General features: G+C 61.3%; 19 protein-coding genes. 4 read left to right on the forward strand and 15 right to left on the reverse strand.

Annotated features, from left to right (window positions below; all coding sequences use genetic code 11):
- Positions 1 to 1157: 1157 nt before the first annotated feature.
- On the forward strand, positions 1158 to 1529 hold the full coding sequence (locus tag ACPYOP_RS31050; protein ID WP_481414088.1) for a hypothetical protein: 372 nt from the start codon (positions 1158 to 1160) through the stop codon (positions 1527 to 1529).
- A 324-nt stretch (positions 1530 to 1853) separates the two neighbouring features.
- Here ACPYOP_RS31050 and ACPYOP_RS31055 read toward each other — a convergent pair whose 3' ends face one another.
- The 9 genes from ACPYOP_RS31055 to ACPYOP_RS31095 all read right to left on the reverse strand — a co-directional run bounded on the left by ACPYOP_RS31055 (position 1854) and on the right by ACPYOP_RS31095 (position 10795).
- Positions 1854 to 2018 carry a hypothetical protein gene (locus ACPYOP_RS31055; RefSeq protein WP_481414072.1) on the reverse strand — a complete coding sequence of 55 codons (165 nt, stop codon included), beginning with the start codon at positions 2016 to 2018 and terminating at the stop codon, positions 1854 to 1856.
- A gap of 370 nt (positions 2019 to 2388) precedes the next feature.
- Complete coding sequence (locus tag ACPYOP_RS31060) at positions 2389 to 3021, reverse strand: outer membrane protein (protein WP_481414073.1); 633 nt, start codon at positions 3019 to 3021, stop codon at positions 2389 to 2391.
- Positions 3022 to 3375: 354 nt separating this feature from the next.
- The gene (locus tag ACPYOP_RS31065; protein WP_481414074.1) at positions 3376 to 4596 is read right to left on the reverse strand and encodes an MFS transporter; all 1221 of its coding nucleotides are present in this window, start codon (positions 4594 to 4596) and stop codon (positions 3376 to 3378) included.
- A gap of 149 nt (positions 4597 to 4745) precedes the next feature.
- Positions 4746 to 5810 (reverse strand): ABC transporter ATP-binding protein, encoded by a 1065-nt coding sequence (locus ACPYOP_RS31070; RefSeq protein WP_481414075.1) that lies wholly within the window; start codon positions 5808 to 5810, stop codon positions 4746 to 4748.
- On the reverse strand, positions 5810 to 6736 hold the full coding sequence (locus ACPYOP_RS31075) for a PfkB family carbohydrate kinase (RefSeq protein WP_481414076.1): 927 nt from the start codon (positions 6734 to 6736) through the stop codon (positions 5810 to 5812). Before ACPYOP_RS31075 ends, ACPYOP_RS31070 begins: the two co-directional genes overlap by 1 nt.
- Positions 6737 to 7759 (reverse strand): SIS domain-containing protein, encoded by a 1023-nt coding sequence (locus ACPYOP_RS31080; RefSeq protein ID WP_481414077.1) that lies wholly within the window; start codon positions 7757 to 7759, stop codon positions 6737 to 6739. It lies immediately after the preceding gene.
- Positions 7756 to 8601: a carbohydrate ABC transporter permease gene (locus ACPYOP_RS31085; RefSeq protein ID WP_481414078.1), complete on the reverse strand. Its 846-nt coding sequence runs from the start codon at positions 8599 to 8601 to the stop codon at positions 7756 to 7758. The genes ACPYOP_RS31080 and ACPYOP_RS31085 overlap by 4 nt, the downstream gene beginning before the upstream one ends.
- On the reverse strand, positions 8601 to 9485 hold the full coding sequence (locus ACPYOP_RS31090; protein WP_481414079.1) for a carbohydrate ABC transporter permease: 885 nt from the start codon (positions 9483 to 9485) through the stop codon (positions 8601 to 8603). Before ACPYOP_RS31090 ends, ACPYOP_RS31085 begins: the two co-directional genes overlap by 1 nt.
- 71 nt (positions 9486 to 9556) lie before the next feature.
- Positions 9557 to 10795, reverse strand: a complete 1239-nt coding sequence (locus ACPYOP_RS31095; protein ID WP_481414080.1) for an extracellular solute-binding protein — start codon at positions 10793 to 10795, stop codon at positions 9557 to 9559.
- A gap of 232 nt (positions 10796 to 11027) precedes the next feature.
- Between ACPYOP_RS31095 and ACPYOP_RS31100 the strand changes: the two genes are divergently transcribed.
- On the forward strand, positions 11028 to 12230 hold the full coding sequence (locus tag ACPYOP_RS31100; RefSeq protein WP_481414081.1) for an ROK family transcriptional regulator: 1203 nt from the start codon (positions 11028 to 11030) through the stop codon (positions 12228 to 12230).
- Positions 12231 to 12239: 9 nt separating this feature from the next.
- Here the strand turns inward: ACPYOP_RS31100 and ACPYOP_RS31105 are convergent, their stop codons facing one another.
- Positions 12240 to 12575 (reverse strand): DUF6665 family protein, encoded by a 336-nt coding sequence (locus tag ACPYOP_RS31105; RefSeq protein ID WP_481414082.1) that lies wholly within the window; start codon positions 12573 to 12575, stop codon positions 12240 to 12242.
- A 365-nt stretch (positions 12576 to 12940) separates the two neighbouring features.
- On the opposite strand from ACPYOP_RS31105, the gene ACPYOP_RS31110 reads away from it, so the two are divergent.
- Positions 12941 to 13474, forward strand: a complete 534-nt coding sequence (locus tag ACPYOP_RS31110) for a methylated-DNA--[protein]-cysteine S-methyltransferase (RefSeq protein ID WP_481414083.1) — start codon at positions 12941 to 12943, stop codon at positions 13472 to 13474.
- Between the two features lie 286 nt (positions 13475 to 13760).
- On the opposite strand, the gene ACPYOP_RS31115 is transcribed toward ACPYOP_RS31110, so the two are convergent.
- From ACPYOP_RS31115 to ACPYOP_RS31135, 5 genes are all read right to left on the reverse strand, one after another.
- A complete protein-coding gene (locus ACPYOP_RS31115) occupies positions 13761 to 15764 on the reverse strand; it encodes an aldo/keto reductase (protein WP_481414084.1) in 2004 nt (667 codons plus the stop codon).
- A 165-nt stretch (positions 15765 to 15929) separates the two neighbouring features.
- Positions 15930 to 17018: an ABC transporter ATP-binding protein gene (locus tag ACPYOP_RS31120; protein ID WP_481414085.1), complete on the reverse strand. Its 1089-nt coding sequence runs from the start codon at positions 17016 to 17018 to the stop codon at positions 15930 to 15932.
- 15 nt (positions 17019 to 17033) lie between these two features.
- The gene (locus ACPYOP_RS31125; RefSeq protein WP_481414086.1) at positions 17034 to 17870 is read right to left on the reverse strand and encodes a carbohydrate ABC transporter permease; all 837 of its coding nucleotides are present in this window, start codon (positions 17868 to 17870) and stop codon (positions 17034 to 17036) included.
- Positions 17867 to 18727 carry a carbohydrate ABC transporter permease gene (locus tag ACPYOP_RS31130; RefSeq protein ID WP_481414089.1) on the reverse strand — a complete coding sequence of 287 codons (861 nt, stop codon included), beginning with the start codon at positions 18725 to 18727 and terminating at the stop codon, positions 17867 to 17869. Before ACPYOP_RS31130 ends, ACPYOP_RS31125 begins: the two co-directional genes overlap by 4 nt.
- A gap of 223 nt (positions 18728 to 18950) precedes the next feature.
- Entirely contained in the window at positions 18951 to 20225 is a 1275-nt protein-coding gene (locus ACPYOP_RS31135; protein ID WP_481414087.1) for an ABC transporter substrate-binding protein, read from the reverse strand.
- Positions 20226 to 20311: 86 nt separating this feature from the next.
- Between ACPYOP_RS31135 and ACPYOP_RS31140 the strand changes: the two genes are divergently transcribed.
- On the forward strand, positions 20312 to 21023 hold a 712-nt coding region (locus tag ACPYOP_RS31140), incomplete at its 3' end, for a cupin domain-containing protein (RefSeq protein ID WP_481414090.1).

Here is a 21023-nt window from a genome sequence, read left to right on the forward strand (position 1 = left end):
CGGGGTGGAGCAGCCCGGTAGCTCGTCAGGCTCATAACCTGAAGGCCGCAGGTTCAAATCCTGCCCCCGCAACCAAATACAAAAAAGCCCGCACTCAGCAGGCTTTTTGTATTATGGTAACGCGTCGCGCATTTAACGCCTCATTAGGCGCCCGCAACAAGCCAAAGCCGACACCCCAGGACAGAAAACAAACAAAGCCTCAACACGAAACCAACGAAACTTCCCAACACCTATCAACAAAGCACAGACCCCTTTGCGTTTTTGAACCGCCCAAAGCAGCGCCCCTTTATTTCCTTCGCAAAACAACCGGCCGGTCACAAACACTGAGCCGCGTGAGTCCACCTCGAGAGTGCGCCGCGCCAAGCGACGGACAGGGTAGAGCCTCCCGACAAAATCAAAGACCTCCCTTAGAAATCCGAAAGCAGCCTACGCGCCAGCCCAAACGCATCAGCCAAGGCTTTGACCCAGGCCATATCTCCAATTCCTGACCAAACATCGTCACAAGAAGTGCGGTTCGCCCGAACTTCGCAATGCCCACGCAATTCAGCCTGCCGAAATTGCCGCCGTCTTATCGATCGAAGGCGGATGTTATGCGATTATCATTTGTGCTGGCCTATATCGTCCTGACCGGCGGGCACGGCCCTTCGGGGGCGCATCCCAGTCCATTGCGGCAAGAACCGGCCGTGCTCTCAATCCAATACAGATACGATCCCTGCACGGATGGCCGCGTAAGCGACGGCCGGCCGCGAAGTTGCGCCGAGATCAGGCGCGCGCTTCGGCATGAGTGATGGCGCCGCCGGCCGGACGATGAATATGGCCGGCGAGAGGAGCGTCGCGTAAATCCGTGCACGGACGGGCGCTTCAACGATGGGTGAGCCCGAACTGGCCGCGAATTGCCGGAGTGGTTGCCTGGCACCTATTTCAACCCAGACCGTCCGTCCTCGATCGATATCGGCATTTCAGAGATTCCATGAAAAGCCGAACCAGTTCTAATCAGCTGGCGCAACCCTTCGGAAAGAACGGTATCCGCCAGATTCTTGGCCGCTCGACAAAAGGCGGACGAGGCCGCAATGCGCAATGCTGCCGTAATTCCTGCAACGTACCCCTGCCTGCGACCCTCTCCAGTCGCAAAGGACTTCCCGATGTCTGTCACTCGCATGAAGCGGCCGCCGGCCGGTATTGCCGCACTCGCGGTTTTGCTGGTCCTGACGGCTTGTGCCTCGCAAATCATGAAGAGCTATATCGGCGCGCCGATCAGCAGCGTCATGCTTGATTACGGCCCGCCTGATAATGTTTATGGTTTGCGCCAGGGTGAGCGCGCCTATCAATGGCGCAAGCAGAGGACGCAGGTGGTCTCTGCCCAGTCCAGTGGCGAAGTCAGGGAAACGCGCCGCGGCAGGCGCTATGAAGTCACCGAAACGCCAGGCTATGTCGAGCAGACGGAATGTTTCTATACGTTCTACACCCGAAGCTCCGGGTCCGATTGGTATGTGACCAGCTTCCGCCAGCCCTCGCTCGAGTGCGAATGAATCCCTCTCGCGGCCGGGAACCCGAGATCTGAAACGTAGCTCGTGATCCTGGCCGGCTTGGCTCGGCCTTTGCAGCCCGGATTTCACGCAATTCGCCGACGATAAAGCGATCCGGGGAGAGCGAAATGGCGCAGGCCGCCTCAGCCCCTCCAAGGCGCTCATGCTGTTTTCCACGGGTGCCGAGGGACATCTCGCAAATCGCGGATCTCCACACCCGTCGGGCTTTGATTATCCGGCGAAGCCGGATGATGCCGCCATCCACTGCCATTGTCAGCTAGGATAGAGGGGTGACGATGATAGTGCGTGCTGGCAAGGGGGCCAACGTCAGTTCCGATCCGGTTCGTCGATTTCGCCCCATCGCCAGCGCCATGGCGCATCGCTTTTCCACCAGGCGACGGAAATCAGCAATGCAGTCGGGACGATGATCGCGGTGGCATCGGCGATCGGATGACTATCCGCATTCGGTCCACCGGCAAAGATAACAGCCATCAGCAGCAGCGCATAGATAACAAGCGCGATCCAGCCTTGCCAACGGCAAGGCCGGCCGGCTCCGTAGCCATAGGTTTTGACATGGAATCAGGGGGCTTGGTTTCTCATACGATCGTATCCTTTGGCTGATCGATCCGTTGCGCTTCTTCGTCAGCATTGTTCGGCAACTTTCGAGCAACGGAAAGACCGTCAATCGCGGCGAGACGCGGCGGATACGAACGGTTCGATTGCGTGCTCATGAAGCGTCTGGCTTTCTTGATTAAGAGCGGCGAAGGGATCGATTCGGGGTTTGATCAATCATCCTTCGCCGATCCTGGTCGGACATGCCCTGGCTTGAAAAAGGCATGCCGACCTCTGCAGATTTCGCCGGTCAGAAGCGATAGTTCAGGCCGGCTTTGATGACATGGTCATGCACATCGGTCTTCGACTTGCCGTTCGAAGTCGTCGTGGAGACGTCGTTGGTCATGACGTAGTTGTATTCGATCTTGGCCGACAGCCCGCCACTGAAGCCTTGTTCGATGCCGCCGCCGAAGAGATATCCCTGTTTCCAGCCGCCGGGCGCGGAAACGCCCTTGCCGCCCTCGAATTTCGTCATCGTCAGGCCGGCCGTCCCGTAGATGAGCGTGCGATCGAAGGTCAGACCCGCCTTCGCCTTGGCGGCGCCGCGAAAGCGTTCTTCCACCTTGCCGTTCGGTACGTGTATCTCGTTGTTTCCGAGGTAGGAGCCCTCCAGCTCGGCGCCGACGATGCCCGGGCCGACCTGGAAATTGTAGCCGGCTTGCACGCCCCCGGTCAGACCCTTGCCGCTGGCAAAAGGGTTCAGTTTCGGTGAGGCGATGCCGCCATGCGCGCCGAAATAGGCACCGCTCCATTGGAAGGCCGGCGGGCGGTCATAAGCGGAGGCATCCGGAGCCTGGTAGGTCGTGAGATCGGCGGCGGAGGCATTGGTCGCGGCCGCCAGAGCGAAAGCCGCGAACAGATACGTTTTTGCGCTGAGAGACATTGATAACTCCATACGAAACCCATGCGCCATCCCTTGGCGCTCGCAAGGTCTCTGTTTGCGTTGGAGAACCGGAAACGGTTCCTGCTTCTCTCCGGTGCTGTCCGTCTTGGGAAACGGATTGGCCTTGGGAGATGCAGGTCATTTTGCTCTTGAGAATTGCGGATACATTGCAGGTTTTGAAAATATCAAAAAAATATCAAGTATTTTTAGATAATTGAGCGGATTTCTTTAATTGTATTTTAAGCATAGGGAGAGTCGTCAGGTTTGATCATGAATCAAAATAGGCTTGTTCAGGACATGACGATTGATTTGCTGCATCCATCGCGCGCAACCGGGCACCTGCCTCTTCAATATTTATCCTGCCGATTTCGACGGATCATTCTGGATGCATTCCAGCCAGGCCGAGGCGACGGCGGCGGCCAGCGACAGCAGGAAGACCAGAAGGATGCAGGTGGTGCGGAATGAGGTCAGGCCGATCGCGGCGCCCGTCAGCATGTATTCCAGCGGCAGAAACAGCAAAACGACCGAATAGGAAAGACCCATTACATAGGGCCGGCAGTCGCGCGGCGCCTTCATTTGCAGGATAGCGACGAAGGCGGGCGAGAGCCAGCCATTGGCCAGTCCGGCCGCGAGACCGGCAAGCATCATCGTCAGCGGCGAAATCTCCATCCACAGAATACCCATCGAGAGCGCCAGGCCGAGAAGAGCCCCACAAACGACAGCGGCGGGCGTCGGCATGGCATGGCGCGATGCCAGATGCAGGTTCATCATGATCGTGCCTGTCGCCGACGCCGCGATGAAGAGGCCGAGCCACGCCACCGATTCACCCTGCAGCCGCAAGCCGGCCGGTACGACGAAAATCTGCAGCGTCATGAAGAAGCCGAGCACCGCGCTTCCCCAAAGCGCGAATGGCAGCGATGCTGCCGAATTGCGGAGCCGTTTCCCGGCATTGGTGATGTCGCCAAGCCTCGGCGCTGGACGCAGACGGAAGCTTGGCAGGCTGAAGGACAGGAGCACCATCGCGATGAAATTGCCGATGACGATCCACCACGCCGCGTCCCTCGGGCCGACGATGGCGATGACGAAAGCGCTGGCCGCGGACGCCATCAGCAGCATGAGGCCATCGATCATATCGTCGACGGAACCGGCAGCGGCCGAAGACAGCCTCGAAAGGCGGGCAATTTCCGGAGCCTTGGCTTCGGTGGCAACGGTCGCCGGCCCGTCGAGGATCGAGCCTGTGAAGCTCAGAATGAGGAAGGTGCCAGGATGCAGGAAATCCGCCATGTAGAGGATCGCGATCATCAGCGACGCCAGCATTCCGACCTTGGCGGAGATGAGCGCGGTGTAGCGGATCCCGAGCATCTCGGCGACGTAGCCGCCAAAGACCATGCCGATCAGGAGGACGACGCCGTTCACGAAGGCCACCAGCGCCATGCACACCACGCTGCGGGTGAGGTCGTACATGATCCAGGGATACAGGACTGCCGCGAAGGCATGGCTGGCGTTGAGGGCGATATTGCTCAATTGAAGCCCGACGAAAGGCCATCGCGCGCGGCGCTGGAGTTGTCGAAACACGGCTCTTTCCTGACAATGGTTGGATCGTCAGGTTCGGGCCTCTTCCTTGCGGCAACATTACGCGGACTGAAATTTCATAAGCGGCGGCATCCGGCAACTGAAGCAGTTCGTGTGCCGCCCCCAGCGATCATATGCCTGGGTTAAAAGGTCTATTCGCAGCGCCGGGCGGTGGTGCGGTCGAAGAGATGCAGCGCGCTGGCGTCGAAGCCGAGCTTGAGTTTCTGTCCTTGCGCGATCGCGGTGCGCGGCGGCAGGCAGGCCATCAGCCGCTGCGAACCCGCCTTCGCGGTCACGATCAGCTCGGGGCCGGTCAGTTCCGCCACCTCGCAGACCGCTTCAAGCGCGCCTTGCTCTTCCAGGCGCAGCATTTCCGGCCGGATGCCGACCACCAGCTCCTGTCCCTGGCTGATCGCGGCTTTGGTTGACGGCATCGGCAGCGTGATCGAGGTTCCATCGATGCGGAGCGAACCGTGGTCAGCGGTCGCGTTCAGCAGGTTCATCGGCGGCGCGCCGACGAAGGTCGCGACATAGAGCGTTGCCGGATGATTGTAGATCTCGTCCGGCGTGCCGAGCTGCTCGATGCGGCCGTCCCGCATCACGGCGATGCGGGTTGCAAGCGTCATCGCCTCGATCTGGTCGTGCGTCACGTAGACGACGGTGGTCTTCAGCATCTGGTGCAGACGCTTCAGCTCGGTGCGCATCTCCATGCGCAGCTTGGCGTCGAGGTTTGAGAGCGGCTCGTCGAAGAGAAAGACTTCCGGCTTGCGCACCAGCGCCCGGCCGATCGCCACGCGCTGGCGCTGACCGCCGGAAAGCTGGCTCGGCTTGCGCTCCAGCAGGGCTTCGATCTGCAGCAGCTTCGCCGCCTCGCGCACCGCCTTGTCGCGCTCGGCGGCCGGCACCTTGCGCATTTCCAGGCCGAAGCCGATGTTGCGGTGGACTGACAGGTTCGGATAGAGCGCATAGGACTGGAACACCATGGCGATGTCGCGGTCCTTCGGATGCACGCCGAGCACGGAGCGATCGCCGATGCGGATGTCGCCGCTGGTTGCTTCGGCGAGACCGGCGACAATGTTCAGAAGCGTGGATTTGCCGCAGCCCGACGAGCCGAGCAGCACCAGGAACTCGCCGCTTTCAAGCGAAATATCGATGCCCTTCAGCGTCTCCACGTCGCCATAGCTTTTGCGGATGTTCTGGATTTCGAGCGCGCTCATTAAACGGCCTCCTCGGATGCATTGGCCGGGCCGTAGCTGCGCGGCACAGTGGAAATGGCTCGGGAAGCGACCGTGGTCCCCGCCGAAAGGCGGGCCGAAGTCGGCTCGCCGCGGGCAAGGGCGGCCAGGAATCCCGCATTGAAGACATCGCCGGCGCCGATCGTGTCGACGACCGTGACGTGAGGTGCCGCGGCCGAAACGAGGCTGCCGTCGGCGTCGATGGCGAGCGCGCCGTCCGGACCGCGCTTGACGACGAAGATGGCGCCATCGGGCATCAGCGCATGGAGAGCACGCGCAGCCTCGGCCGGATCGTCCATGCCGGCAAGGGTCGTGGTCTCGACCTCGTTCATCAGAGCGACGCCGCAGCGCGACAGCCAGCGTCTGACGGCATCGCGATTCATCTCCGTCCAGCCATCGAGCGGCCAGCCGGTATCGAGCGCAACCGTAATCCCATGCTTGTCGGCCCAGTCGAACAGGGCGTCGTAGTCGCGGGTGAGATCTTCGGTGAGAAAGGCGCCGCACAGCAGCGCATAGCCACCGGCAAGCCTGTTGCCGTCGAGAACCGTCAGCACGTCGTCGAGACTGAACCGCGGCAGGTGGCCGCGTGTCGTGAAGAAGGTGCGCTCGCCATCGGGATGGGTGATACCGACGGAGAGCGTCGTGCCCTCAGGACGCACCGGCCATTTGCTGCTGCGCGCGCCAAACGCTTCGCTGAGCCAGCGTCCGAACTGGTCGCTGCCGACGTTGGCGGCAATCTCATAATCGACGCCGAGGCCCTCCCAGGCAAGCGCGCTATTGCCCGCTTGGCCGCCGACGCGCAGCTCGTCGTGATCGACGATGATCTCGGTGCCGGCCTTCGGCCAAGGTGCTGCCGGCCCGAGGATCAGGTCGACATTGACGTTGCCGATGACTGCAAGCGGCTTCATTCATTCGCTCCGCGTGATCTTGGTGGAGCGCACCGGCGTGCCGGCATTCTCCACCCGCGCGTCGGCAAAGGCGATCATCAGCGACTGGGCGACAGGCAGCATCTGGAAGACGGCGGCAAGTCCGGTTTCCGGCTTGAAGCGCAGGGTGACGCAGCCGGGCACCGGCTCTTCCCTGGAGCCGTCGAAGACGATCACGGGCGCACCGGTTTCGACGGCGGAGACGGCCATGGCCGTCACGAGGCCGGCCGTTGTATCATTGCCGCGAAAGAGTATCACGCCGGTCGAGGGGCCGAGCATCTCCATCGGACCATGGCGCAACTGGCCGCCTTCGAGCGAGAAGCAGGGACGGCGGGAAAGCTCGGTGAGGCCGAGCGCCAGCGCCTCGGCAACGCCCTGCAGGCGGCGGCCCGAGGTGACGACCGTTGTGACATTGGCGAGAGCCGCGAGAGCCGGCTTAATATCGAGCGTTTCAGGCGTGCGAAGCACGGCCAGGGCGGGCGCCGGATCTTGGCTTAGAGCCGCGAAAATCGCCAGATGCAGTGCAAAGGTGACGGTGAGGCTGCGGGTTGCCGCAAAGGCAAGCTCGGTGCCGCCGGCGCCGACGAGGGATGGAGCGGTCCTCGCAAGGAAGGAGCTGCCCTCCAGCGTCAGGCCGAAGGTATCGGCAGTGCCGCCCGTCTCGTTGAACCAGCGCAGCACCTCGGCGCTTTCGCCGGATTGCGAGGTCATGAAGATCGTGCGTCCATCCAGTGACAGCGGCTGACCGAGCTGTTCGGAGAGCGGCAGGGCGATCGCATCGATGCCGGCGGCGCGATAGAGCGGCTCGACGGCGCGGTTGACGGCATGCGAGCCACCCATGCCGAGCAGCAAGAGCTTGCCGGTGCGCTTCAGCGAGGCAGCGGCCTTGGCGGCCATATCGGCGGCAGCTTCGAAGGAGGCGAGCGCATCGGCATGCTGGCGAGCCATTTCTCGGTCGATGGCGGCAAGGCCTTCGGGGCGTGTTTTCTCTTTGGTCATGGTCATCCCTTGACGCCGCCATTGGTCAGGCCCGAAATCAGGGCACGTTGCATGACAAGGCCGATCAGCACCGGGGGCAGGGCGGCCAGCACGCCGGCGGTCGCGATCAGTCCGTAATCCGAAACACGTCCGCCGGCGAGATCCGCTATGGCGACGGTGAGGGTCTTGGCGCGCTGGTCTGACGTGAAGAGCAGCGCATAGAAGAATTCATCCCAGGCAAGCAGGAAGGCGAAGAGCGCCGAGGTTGCCACCACGGGCATGGCAAGCGGCAGCGTGATGATCTTCAGCGTCTGGAACAGCCCGGCGCCATCGATCATCGCCGCGGCCTCGATCTCCTTCGGAATGGAATCGAAGCCGGATTTCATCAGCCAGGTCGTGAACGGCGCAAGGATCGTCAGATAGACGAGCGCCAGGCCGAAGACGTTGTTGAGCATGCCGAGATGCGCAAGGCCCATATAGAGCGGCACGGCAAGCGCCACCGGCGGTAGCATATAGGTGGCGATCACCATCGAGAGCGACCATCCCACAGACGGCGTGCGCGACACGGCCCAGCCGGCGGGGATGGCGAGTGCGATGGCGGCAATGGTCGCCATGCCAGCGACTTCGATGCTGTTGCGCAGTGAGGCGGTGAAGGCGGCACCCTCGCTGTTTTCCAGCATCGACAGCAGCGCCTTGTAGCGCGAGAAATCCGCCGTCTGCGGCCACCAGCGCAGCGGCTTGGCGGCGAGATCGGCAGCCGGCGAAATGCTCATGATGAACAGCCAGGCGATCGGCGCCAGGATGACGACGGCAAGCAGGATGGCGCAGATATAGATGAAGCAGGTGAAGAGCGTGCTCTTGCGTTCCATCAGGTGGCACTCCCCGCGGTCTTGCGGACAAGGGCCGCATAGGCGGCGGCAAGCACCGTGACCAAGAGTGTGACGATGAGGGCGAGCGACGCGCCGGACCCCGCTCGCTGGAAGGAGAAGGCCTCCTGATAGACGAGGATCGACAGCGTGCGCGTACTGTTTGCCGGGCCGCCTCGGGTCATCACCCAGATGATGTCGAAGACCTTGAAAGCCTCGATGGTGCGCAGCACCAGCGCCACCATGAGCGGTCCCACCAGATAGGGAAGGATCACGAAGCGGAAACGCTTGAAAGGCCCGGCGCCATCGACCAGCGAGGCAGCGGTGATATCGCGCGGCACGGCTTGCAGGGCGGCGAGCGCAATCAGCGCCACCAGCGGGAAGTTCTTCCAGCAGTCGGCAACGATGAGCGCCGTCAGCGCCGTGCCAGGTTCGCCGAGCCAGGAGCGGTAGGCGTCGAGAAGGCCAAGCTGGGTGAGGGCGGCGTTGAGCGCGCCATATTCGGGATTGTAGATCAGCCGCCAGAGCGTCGCGTTGACCACGGTCGGCAGTGCCCAGGGCAGGATCATCAGCGCGCGCAGCACGCCGCGACCCTTGAAGTCCTGGTTCAGCAGCAGTGCGGCGAGCACGCCGAGCACCATTTCGGCGGCGACGGAGACGATCGCGAACCATGCCGTGGTGATCAAAGTGCGCTGGAAATTGGAGTTCGCCAGCATCTTTGCGTAGTTGTCGATGCCGACGAAATTGCCGCCGGTTCCCACGAGCTTCGCATCGGTGAAAGAAAGGCCGACCGTGTCGACGAGTGGCCAGCCGATGACGGCGATCATCACCACAAGCATCGGCAGCATCAAAAGCCAGGCGCGAGTTGTCATAGAGGTGCCGGACATGGCAGGCCCCTTCTTTCATTCATCATGGAGGATAGGAGACGGGCGGTGACTGGCACCGCCCGGTTAGATTATCAGAGACCGCTGTTTTGGGCAGCCGACTTCAGCGCGTCTTCAGGTGAAGACTGGCCGAGCAGCGATTCCTGGATCGCTTGCTGAAGTGCGGTCGACAGTTCCTGATACTTCGGCGTCGTCGGACGCGGATACATGGCGGCGAGGCCGACCTTTGCGGCCGCGATCAGTTCTTCCTGGCCCTTGGTGACGGCCGGATCGCCATAGGACGATGCCCAGATCGGCAGGCTGAGCTTGGCATACTGGTTCTGCGTCGCCTGCGAGGTCATGAAGCTGATGTACTTCCAGGCTTCGTCCGGATGCTTGCTGGCCGAGGTGATGCCGAGGCCCATCGAGCCGTTGACGGCGGAAGCCTCGCTCTTGCCGGCAACGCCCGGCGCCGGCACGACGCCGACCTTGCCCGCGACCTTGCTGTCCTTCGGGTCGTTCGCCATGTTGTACATGTAGGTCCAGTTCAGCGCGAAGGCGGCATCGCCGTTTTCGAAGACCTTGCGGACATCCTCTTCGAGGAATTCCTTGGAATTCGGATTGGTGAGGCCGGACTTGTAGCTGGTGACCATGTATTTCAGGGCATCAAGGCCGCCGCCGGTCTGGAAGTCCGGCTTGCCGTCCTTGATGAAGTCACCCTTGTAGGCGCTGACGAGTGTGGCGTAGTCGCAGATCGCGGCTTCCGCCTGCGACCAGCTCCAGGCGATAGGAGTCGCGAGAAGACCCTTGTCCTTGATGACCTTGGCCTGCTCGTTAAGTTCGTCCCAGGTCTTCGGCGGCGTCTTGATGCCGGCCTTTTCCAGGATTTCCTTATTGTAGAACAGGTACTTGGTATCGAGGATCCAGGGCATGCCATAGTACTTGCCGTCATACTGGACCGTCGTCCAGGCACCCGGCAGCACGTTCTTCTTCGTGTCGTCCGAGATGCGCGAGGAGACGTCGACCAGAACCTTGTTGGTCGCATATTCGGCCGGCCAGATCACGTCGAAGAGCACGACGTCGTAGCCGCCGCCGGAGCCCTGCGCCAGCACGGTCTTGTCGTGCAGGCCTTCATAAGGGACGAATTCGAGGTTCACCTTGACGTCCGGATTGGCCTTCGAGAAGGCATCCGTCATGGCGCGCACATCGGCCTCGCTATAGGCGGCCTGCGCCATGAAGAGGGCATTGATCGTGGTTTCGGCAAAGGCATGGGGGGCGAAGGAGACGCCGATCAGTGCTGCGCCGAGCAATGTCTTGTTCAATGATTTCAACATTCCATCCTCCAGTTTTTTGACAGTCACGCGATTTTTCCAATGGCGGCTGAAGCGTCGCCATCGGTTGTCGAGCAGGCAATTGGCCGGGCCGGCTGCCGAACATCGATCGGAGCGTCTTTGGAGCTTATTGGCTCGCTTAAGTTCCCTGGTGAAACTCTGTGGTTTCTTTTAAGTCAATTGTCTTGACTAATTTGTTCTTCAATATTCTAGTGGTGTCAAGAGGTAAATGCGGATGAACGAGAATCGCCCGATCAGGGCCACGAGCGGAACGAACCACGAAGGCACCAGCGCCCATAACCGGCGGGTGATCATCGATGCCCTGCGGCTGAACGGCGCTCTCTCTCGCGCCGATCTCGCCCGCGCCACCCGCCTGACGAAGCAGACGGTCTCCAACATCATGGAGGAGCTGGAAAATGACGGGCTCGTCACATCAAGAGAAACGGTGCGACGCGGCCGCGGCCAGCCCTCGACTCCCTATGGCCTCGTGCCGGAAGGTGCTTTCGCCATCGGCCTGCAGATCGACCGTCACGTCACCCGCGCCATCGCCGTCGACCTCGTCGGCAATGTCCTCATCCGCAAGGAAGCGAACCTACCGGCGGGCGGACCGGCGATGGGCACGCCCGTCGTCCTGCAGCTGGTGGAGGAGGTGCGCGGCGAGCTCAAGCAGCGCGTGGCGCAGGCGGAGAAGCGGCTCGTCGGTCTCGGCGTAGCGATGCCAGGCCCGTTCGGTATCGAGCAGGATGATGCCGACAATCCCTGGATGATGGGTGCCTGGCAGCGCTTTCCGCTGCTGGAAACGCTGTCGGCCGGAACCGGCCTCAACGTCACCCTGCAGAATGACGCCGCCGCCTGCGCGACCGCCGAGCGTATGGTCGGCGCCGCGCACGGGCTCGATCACGCCGTCTGTCTCTATGTCGGTTATGGCATTGGCGCGGGCCTCATTCTCGGTGGCGAGCTCTACAGCGGTGCCCATGGCAATGCCGGTGAAATCGGCATGGCTTTGTTGACGGCGGGCGGGCGGCAGACACAGCTGGAGCATCGCGCTTCGCTGGCTTCTCTCTACGAGCACCTTGGCGTCGATCCGATGGCTCCGGATATCTATTCGCTGATAGACGCGCTCGCCGCCGCCGCCGATCCCGATATTATCGCCTGGATCGAAAGGGCGGCGGTCGATCTGCGCTGGAGCGTGCAGCTTATCGAGACCATCTTCGATCCGCAGACGGTGATTCTGTGCGGCGGCGCGCCCCCGGCGCTGGCAACGCGGCTGATCGCCGCCATGCAGCCGCTCCTGCCCTCCAATGCCGATCGTCCCGACCGGTTGCTGCCTCGCCTGCAGCTCGGCATGACCGACCCCTGGGCGGTGGCGCGCGGTGCGGCGGCCGAGCCGATCGGCCACGCCTTCGACCCGCGCTTCCAGGCGATCCTGAAATCCTGAAATTGAAAATCAAGGGTGGCGTGGCTTCGCGCCGAAGCGCGCAAGCACCTTGTTCGGAATGCCGTAGCGCTGGATGACATCGCGGCCGTTGCGCAGGCCGCAGATCTCGCGGTGAATAAACATTCCCCAGACGGCTTCGGCGGCCGCATCCACCAGCCGCTCGTGCTCCACGCCTTGCCTGCCCTTGGCCTCGCTCTCCTGCAATGCGGCAAGCGCTGCCTCGACCTTCATGCCGTGGCGGCCGAGCGAGCTCGCCCGCTCCGACATCATCTCATATTCGAGGATGCCAAGGCCGGTCTCGCTCGTTTGCGATGGATTGAAGTTGCGCGGCGGGCGAACTGACATATCGGGCTCCGCAAGCTGGATGATCTGTCTCTCCTCGGTTTTACACAATTCCAGCCCGTTTCCCAAGCGTGACCATCCAGAGCGGGATGCCGAAAAATGTGAGCGGTTTTCGGGCGACATCCCGCTCTAACTTTTTGATTTAGAGACGGATTCAGATTTCAGGTCGATTCGACCTGAAATCATCCGGCTCTAGCCTACGTCATTTTGAGCCTGTCAGTGGACTTGGAAATGCCGGGATTTCGCTGCTCCTTATCTGTTTTCGGGTGGCTGAAGAGCCTCATTTGAGGTCCAATACGGACATCAGCGCTTCATCAGAGGCAATCTTGCCCGACGCCGTGAGCGCAATTCAAGGAAAGGATATCGGCATGAGCAAAGCTTCGAAAAATGCGGAAAAGCAGTATGTCTATCGGATCGTGAACTCGCCCGTTGGCGCATTGAAGCTCGTCGGCAGCGATGATGGGCTTGCCGCGATCCTTTGGGACAATGATCGGCCGGGCCGCGTGCCGCTGCTGATCGTCGCCGAGGACGACAGCCATCCCGTCCTGCTGGAGGCAGAGCGCCAGCTCCGCGAATATTTCGTAGGCGAACGGCAGACCTTCGACTTGCCGCTCGATTTTGCCGGAACGGAATTCCAGCAGAAAGTATGGCAGGCTCTGCTCGCCATCCCCTTCGGCGAGACGCGCAGCTACAGCCAGATCGCAACGGAAATCGGCTCGGCAAAGGCAATCCGTGCGGTCGGCGCCGCCAACGGCCGCAACCCGATCTCGATCATCGCGCCCTGCCACCGCGTGGTGGGGTCGGCTGGCGACCTCCGGGGATTTGCCGGTGGTCTCGAGCGTAAGGCCTATCTCCTGCGGCTTGAAGGAGCAGACACGAAAGCATTCGATTTTGCCGCCTGATCTCTCATGTTCTTGTTACTGTAAACTCCTTCTCCCCCACGGGGAGAAGGTGGCCCGAAGGGTCGGATGAGGGGGCTAACTACGCTCATTTTATTGGCTTTTATGCTCTCGGCCAATCCCCCTCATCCGCCTGTCGGCACTTTCTCCCCTGAGGGGAGAAGGAGGTACTGGCAACGATCTCTTGCATATGAAAGCAGCCCATCCGGCTTACCGAATGGGCTGCTTTCAATTTTTACAACTAAAGTCAGCAGCCGGCCGTGAACGTCACCAGCCAGCCAGCCCTATCTCAGCCTTCCAGCCACTTCACCTGCTCCGGCGTCAGCTTGATGTCGAGCGCGGAGAGGCTATCCTCCAGCTCGGCGACCGTGCGGGGGCCGATCAGCGGTATCACAGGGAAGGGCTGGGCGACGACATAGGCGAGCGCGATGTGGATCGGGTTGCGTCCGAGCTTCTGCGCCAATTCGATCGCCCTGTCGCGGCGGCCGAAATTGCGGTCGGAATACCAGACACGCACCAATTCCTCGTCGTCGCGCTTGTCGCGGCCGGCGCGGTCGGTAAAGAAGCCGCGGCCCTGGCTCGACCAGGCGAAGTTCGGGATCTGCTTGGCATTGAGCCACGCCTTCCATTCGTCATCGGAAGCGGCAACGCATCCGGCCCAGATCGGATCGAGCATTTCCGCCAGCGAGAAGTTGTTGGAAAGTGCCGCCGGTGCCGCCTTGCCGTTCTTCTGGGCATAGGCGATCGCCTCGTCGAAACGGGCGCGCGTCCAGTTCGAGCCGCCGAAGATGCCGCGGATGCGGCCGGCCTTCACCTCGGCATCCATGGCATCGACGAATTCGCCGACCGGCACGTCGGTATTGTCGCGGTGCATGAAGTAGATGTCGACGTAATCGGTCTTCAGGCGGTTGAGCGACTGGTTCAGCTGCTTGGCGATCATGTCCGGGTAGCAGAGCGGCGAATGCGCGCCCTTGCCGATTAGCACGATTTCTTCGCGCGGCACGTTGCGGCTGGTGTGCCAGTCGCCGAAGATGCTCTCCGTCTTGCCGCCGCCATAGACATAGGCTGTGTCGAAGGCGTTGCCGCCGGCTTCATAGAAGGCATCGAGCGTCAGCGAGGCGGCGGCGAAATTCGGGAAGAATTCGAAGCCGAGCGTGACGAGCGATGCCGGCTTGGAGATGCCGGGAATGCTGCGCTTCGGGATGCTGTTACCCTTGATGACCGTCGCGCCTGCGATGTTCTTCGTCCGCTTTGCTGCCTTCTCGACGCTATATTCGAGGCCGATCGAAGCCCGCCACTGGTCGAGAACCCTGAGATTGCCGATTGAATCGGCCCAGCTGATGCCGGGATAGGCGAATCCCTTGTTTCCTGCGCGGATGGCATCGCCGGCCGCATCGACTTCGAAGGAATAGAGCCAGCGCTCTTCCTTGACCTCGATCGTCTGGGTCTCGCCGCCCTTGATGACTTCGATCTTGCCGACGCCGCCCTTATGGCCGGAGGCGAACCAGAAGTCGGCGACTTCGATGCGGCCTTCCGAACCGATGATGCGTAGCGTGTTGTCCTGGTTCGCCATGATCGAGCAGGACACTTCGGCAATGACATTGTTCGGGAACTTCAGCACGGCGGAAGCCCATTCGTCGACGCCGGTCTGGCCGAGATGGCCGACGCCCGATACCTTTTCGGGATCGAGGAACGGCTTGCCGTCGACCGCGCCGGCGATCAGGCGGGCCATCGACACCGGATAGCCGCCGACATCGAGAATGCCGCCGCCAGCCATGTCATTGGCAAACAGCCGGTGTTCCGGATTGACCTTGCCCATATTGAAGCCGAAGGAGGTGCGGATGATGCGCAGATCGCCGATCGCACCGCTCTTGACGAGTTCGATCAGCTTCGCCGTCTGCGGGTGGACGCGATACATGAAGGCTTCGCCGGCGAAGACACCGGCCTTCTTGGCCTCGTAGTAGATAGCTTCGGCATCGAAGGCGGAAAGCGCGATCGGCTTTTCGACGAGCACATGCTTGCCGGCGCGGATCGCTTTGATCGCCCATTCGGCATGGCCGGTATGCGGCGTGGCGATATAGACGGCGTCGATTTCCTTGTCGGCGAGCAGCGCTTCGTAGCCATTGACGATGCGCGCATCCGGGAAACCGTCGCCGAGACCCGGCTTGTCCGGATTACGGCTGGCGATCGCCACAAGTTTGCCGCTGCGGGAATGGGAGATACCATCGGCAAAAGTCTGCGCGATCCTGCCGGGGCCGATAATGCCCCAGCGGATTGAGGTCTCAGTGGTCATGGGACGATCCTTTCCTAAATCTGCATGCTGTCTTGGGAGGATTGGCTAGAGCGTGATGCCGAAAAGTGTATGCGGTTTTCGGGCGACATCACGCTCTACTTCTTTGATTCTAGAGCGGATTCAGATTTTAGGTCGACCCGACCTAAAATCATCCGGCTCTAGCGCCTATCGCAATCGGTTGCCGGCGCTGTCGAACAGGAATGTCTTGGCGGCGGCCAGCGCCACGGTGAGCTTGTCGCGGTTGCCCGTGTTGCGGGATTCCTCGCGTTCGATGACGATCTGCTCGCCGCCTTCGATATTGGCGTAGACGTAGCTGGTGTTGCCGAGATGCTCCGCGACGTCGACATCGACGATCATGTCCACTTCGCCGCGCCCGGCTTCGAGGAAATGTTCCGGGCGAACGCCGAGCGTTACCGGCTGGCCAATCTCAAGCTTGGCCGAGGTGATCGGCAGCGTCAGGCGGACGTTGCGCTGACCCTTGAGCACGATGGCGATACGGCCCTGCTGATTGTCCGTGACCTCGGCCTGCAGGAAATTCATCTTCGGCGAGCCGACGAAGCCGGCGACGAACTGGTTGGCCGGATCGTCATAGAGATCGAGCGGCGCGCCAACCTGCTCGATATTGCCGCCGCGCAGCACGACGATCTTGTCGGCCAGCGTCATCGCCTCGGTCTGGTCGTGCGTGACATAGATCATCGTCGTGCCGAGCTTCTTGTGGAGGCGCGAGATTTCGACGCGCATCTGCACGCGCAGCTCGGCGTCGAGGTTGGACAGCGGCTCGTCGAACAGGAAGATCTGCGGCTCGCGCACGATGGCGCGGCCGATGGCGACGCGCTGGCGCTGGCCGCCCGAGAGCTGCTTCGGCCGGCGCTGCATCAGCTCGCTGATCTGCAGGATATCGGCGGCCTGCTTGACGCGGCGGTCGGTATCGGCCTTCGGATTGCCGTTCATGCGCAGGCCGAAATTGAGGTTCTGCTCGACCGTCAGATGCGGGTAAAGGGCATAGGACTGGAAGACCATGGCGATGCCGCGATCGGCCGGTTCCACGTCGTTGACCACGCGGCCGCCGATCTTGAGTTCGCCGCCGGTGATATCCTCCAGACCGGCGATCATGCGCAGCAGCGTGGACTTGCCGCATCCCGACGGCCCGACGAAGACGACGAATTCGCCGTCCTTCACCTCGAGATCGGCGCCGTGGATGATTTCCAGCGAACCGTAGCGTTTGACGATGTTGGTAAGGGACAGTTCAGCCATACGGGTCTCCCGGAATTATTTGATTGCGCCGGCGGCGATGCCGGCGATGAAGTGGCGCTGCAGGAGAACGAAGACGATGAGGATCGGCGCCGTCAGCATCACGGCGCCGGCCATGATGCCACCCCAGGAGACCCTGGTGAGGCCGATCAGCGTTCCGAGCGCCACGGGCGCGGTCATCATTCCCGGTCGGGAATTGATGAGCAACGGCCAGAGATAGTTGTTCCAGGAAGCCAGGAACAGGATGATGGCAAGCGCCGCCATTGTCGGCCTTGCAAGCGGTAGGGCGATGCGTAGGAAAATCTGCCATTCCTTGACGCCCTCGACGCGGGCGGCGTCAAAGAGTTCGCCCGGCATCATCGAGAAGGCCTGACGCATGAAGAGAACGCCGAGCGAGTTGAAGAGCGGCGGTACGATCAGCGCGACCCATGAATTGGCCAGCCCGAAATCGCGCGCCACCATGATGAATTGCGGGATGACGACGACGGAGTAGGGCAACGTGATCGTGCCGAGAATGATGCCGATGACGCCCGAGCGGCCGGCGAACTGGTAGCGCGCCAGCGCCCATCCGGCCATCGAGGTCAGCAGCACCGAGAGGACGGTATAGGTGACGGCAACGACGATGGAGATCGTCATGGCGCCGATGAAGTTGGTGTCTGCCTGCAGGTTCCGGACGTTGTCCATGAAGCCCGTCGACGGTGTCAGGATGATGCCGGGACTGAAGATGCCGTAATCGGGCATGGTCGAGAAGACGAACATCATCCAGAGCGGAAACAGCCAGACGATGGCGAGCGGCGCCAGCAGGCCGTGCAAGGCGAGCGAGCGGATCAGAGTGGATTTGGACTTCGATTTCATTTCGGTTCGCGCCCCACCCAGAGATTGAGAAGAGAAATGGCCACGGCGAGCGCCGCCATCGTGTAGGCGATCGCGGAGGCATAGCCGAAGTTGGTCGACTGGAAGGCCTGGCGATAGAGCAACAGGCCGAGCGTTTCCGTCCCGCCGCCGGGGCCACCCCTGTTGGTGATCAGATATGGTTCGGTGAAGAGCTGCATGGTGCCGATGACGGACAGGACCACGCAGAAGAGAATGATCGGCTTCAACAGCGGCAGGGTAATATGGATGAACTGCTGGAAGCGGTTGACGCGGTCGAGCGTCGCGGCCTCGTAGACATCGTCGGGGATCGATTGCAGTCCGGAAAGGATGATGATGGCGTTGTAACCCGCCCAGCGCCAGGTGACGGCGATGATGATGAGCACCATGGCGGCGTGCGATTCGGCGAACCATGACACCGGCGCGAAGCCGACCATGCCGATCAGCTTATTGATGATGCCGAAATCAACGTTGAACATCAGGCGGAAGACGGCGGCATAGGCCACTTCGCCAACAACGACGGGCGCGAAGAAGGCAAAGCGGAAGAGGCTGCGCGCCTTCAGCAGCGGTGAATTCAGCAGCACCGCCATGACCGTGGCAAGCGTGATCATGACCGGTACCTGGACGATCAGGATGATCAGCGTGTTTTGAAGCGCGTTGTAGAAGGCTGGGTCGCCGAACAGTCGCCCCCAATTGAGCGACAGATTGAAGGTCCACGGATTAACCCGGGTGTTCTGGAACGAGATCAGAAACGAATCGATGATCGGCCAGACCCAGAAAGCGGCGAACACCAGAAGATAGGGTGCAAGGAACGCATAGGCGCTCCGGTTTCGCAACCGCATGAAAGCCTTCTCCTTTATGCGCAGTGACATGATGCGTGACATCCATCCCCGCCGCCCTAGAGCGTGACGCCGAAAAGTGTAGGCGGTTTTCGGACGACGTCACGCTCTACTGCTTTGATTCTAGAGCGGATTTAGATTTTAGGTCGAACAGACCTAAAATCATCCGGCTCTAGGGCGGCGGGGATGCCGGGCGCGGCTTGGGATGCGCGCCCGGCAGTGTCACTCATTTCGCGAGTGGCAGCCCTGTCGCCGAGGCGATCTGCTGGGCCGCATCGTCGAGCGCGGCCTTGCCGTTTGGATAGCCGCCGGCGAGGTATTTCGTCTGGACGGCCTTTATGACCTCATCGGCGTCGCTGAAATACTGGGTGCCGGGGCTCGGGCGGATCTTCGGCAGGGTTGCGAGAATATCGGCCCAGAGTTTTTGCCCGCCCCAATAGGGCTGCGGCTCGTTGACGAAGGGGTCTTTGACCGCCGTCAGCAGCGACGGCACGAGACCGAAGGACTTCAGCATGGTCACCTGGCCTTCATTGGTGCCGAGCGTGTACTCAAGGAACTTCCAGGAGGCTTCCTTGTTTTTCGAGCTGCTGGCGATTGCAAGCGACGAGCCGCCGAGATTGGCAGCATGCTGGCCGTCGGCCGCCATGCTCGGCATCGGGTAGACGCCCCATTTGCCGGCGAGATCCGGCGAGGTGGAGCGGACCGTGCCTTCATACCAGCCGCCATAGAGCTGCGACGCCACTTTGCCGGCAGTGTTCGCCTGAATTTTCTCGTTCCAGTTCGCGGCGCTCATCAAGCCCGCGTCCTTGATCTCCTTCACCTTGTCCAGGGCTTTCACGCAGGCCGGCTGGTTGACGGTGATGCTCTGGCTGTCATACGAGAAATAGCCGCAGCCCTGTTCGTTGGCGAGCATGCGGAACCATTCAGTGTCGCCGTTGAGATCGGCCTGCGTCATGATCACGCCCGGATTGGCGGCGGAGATCTTCTTGCCGGCGGCAATGAAATCGTCCCAGGTCTTGATTGTTGCCGGATCGACGCCCGCCTTTTCATAAAAATCGCGGCGATAGAACATGGTGACCGGGCCGGAATCCCAAGGCATGGCATAAGCGGCATCGCCGACTTCAAGTTCGGCGCGCTTGAACTCCGGGAACTGCTTCTTCAGTTCGTCGTTGTAGCCGAGCTTCGTCAGATCGGTCAGGCAGTCCGGAAAGCGGTTCCAGAAGATCGAGGCCTTGTGGTTTTCGATCGACATGACGTCGGGCAGGCCGTCGCCGCCGGCAGCACATGCGGCCAGCATCTTGTCGAAGACCTGCGGGTTGCCGATGTCCTGAACTTCGACCTTGATATCCGGATATTTCTTATTGAACCCCTCGACCGTGGATTTCAGCGCCGACGCGGCGATGTTCCAGCTCCAGACGGTGATAGTGGTTTGTTCCGCAAAGGCAGAACCGGAAGCGAGTAGGGCCGCGATGGCCGTCGCTCCAGCTAGTTTTAAACGCATTGAAAATCCTCCCTTTTCAATTGCCGTCCGCAAGCGAACGCGCTTAAACTAGCTGCCGGTACGCTTCTGTCTCCTAAAAAGGGAACATCGACTTGGCGAAAAGTAAGGTGGGTCAACAGGCAGTTTATCAGCCGGGTGCGAGCAGCGTCGAAGGGCTGCCAAATGTCCTGCAGATGTTCCACAATCATCCATTGCCGATGGCGAAGCCGCATTGGCACGCCCAGGTGGAAGTGAACTATATCGTGCGTGGCACCGTGCACTACCGCATCGGCGATCACGAGCTTACCCTGAAAGCCGGCGAGATCTGCCTCTTCTGGGGCGGGCAGCCGCATCAGCTGGATGATCTGTCCGAGGATTCGATCTATGCGGGCGCGCATCTGCCGCTCGTGCATTTCTTCCGCCTGCGGCTGCCGCTCGATATTTCCGGCCGCCTCATTCGCGGGCAGGCTTTGATAAGCTCGGCGACCGATGCCGCCGACGATGAAAATTTCGCCCGGTGGCACCGCTACGTCATGTCCAATGACGGCGCCAAGGCCGAACATGCCGTTGCCGAACTTCTCCTGCGTCTGGAGCGCATCGCCTTCGAGCCCTATCGCATGGTGCCGGAGAAGCTGGGAAGTCTGGTCAACGACCAGGCCCATCCGCAATCCTCGCGCAGCCTGGCGAGGATGTGTGATTTCATCGCCGACAATTTTCTGGATGACATTGATACGGTCGACATCGCCAAGGCGGCGCGTCTCCATCCGAAATACGCCATGAACCTCTTCAAGAAATCGACCGGTATGACACTGGCCAAAT

It is taken from the genome of Rhizobium sp. KNZ2-6A, from assembly GCF_056755475.1.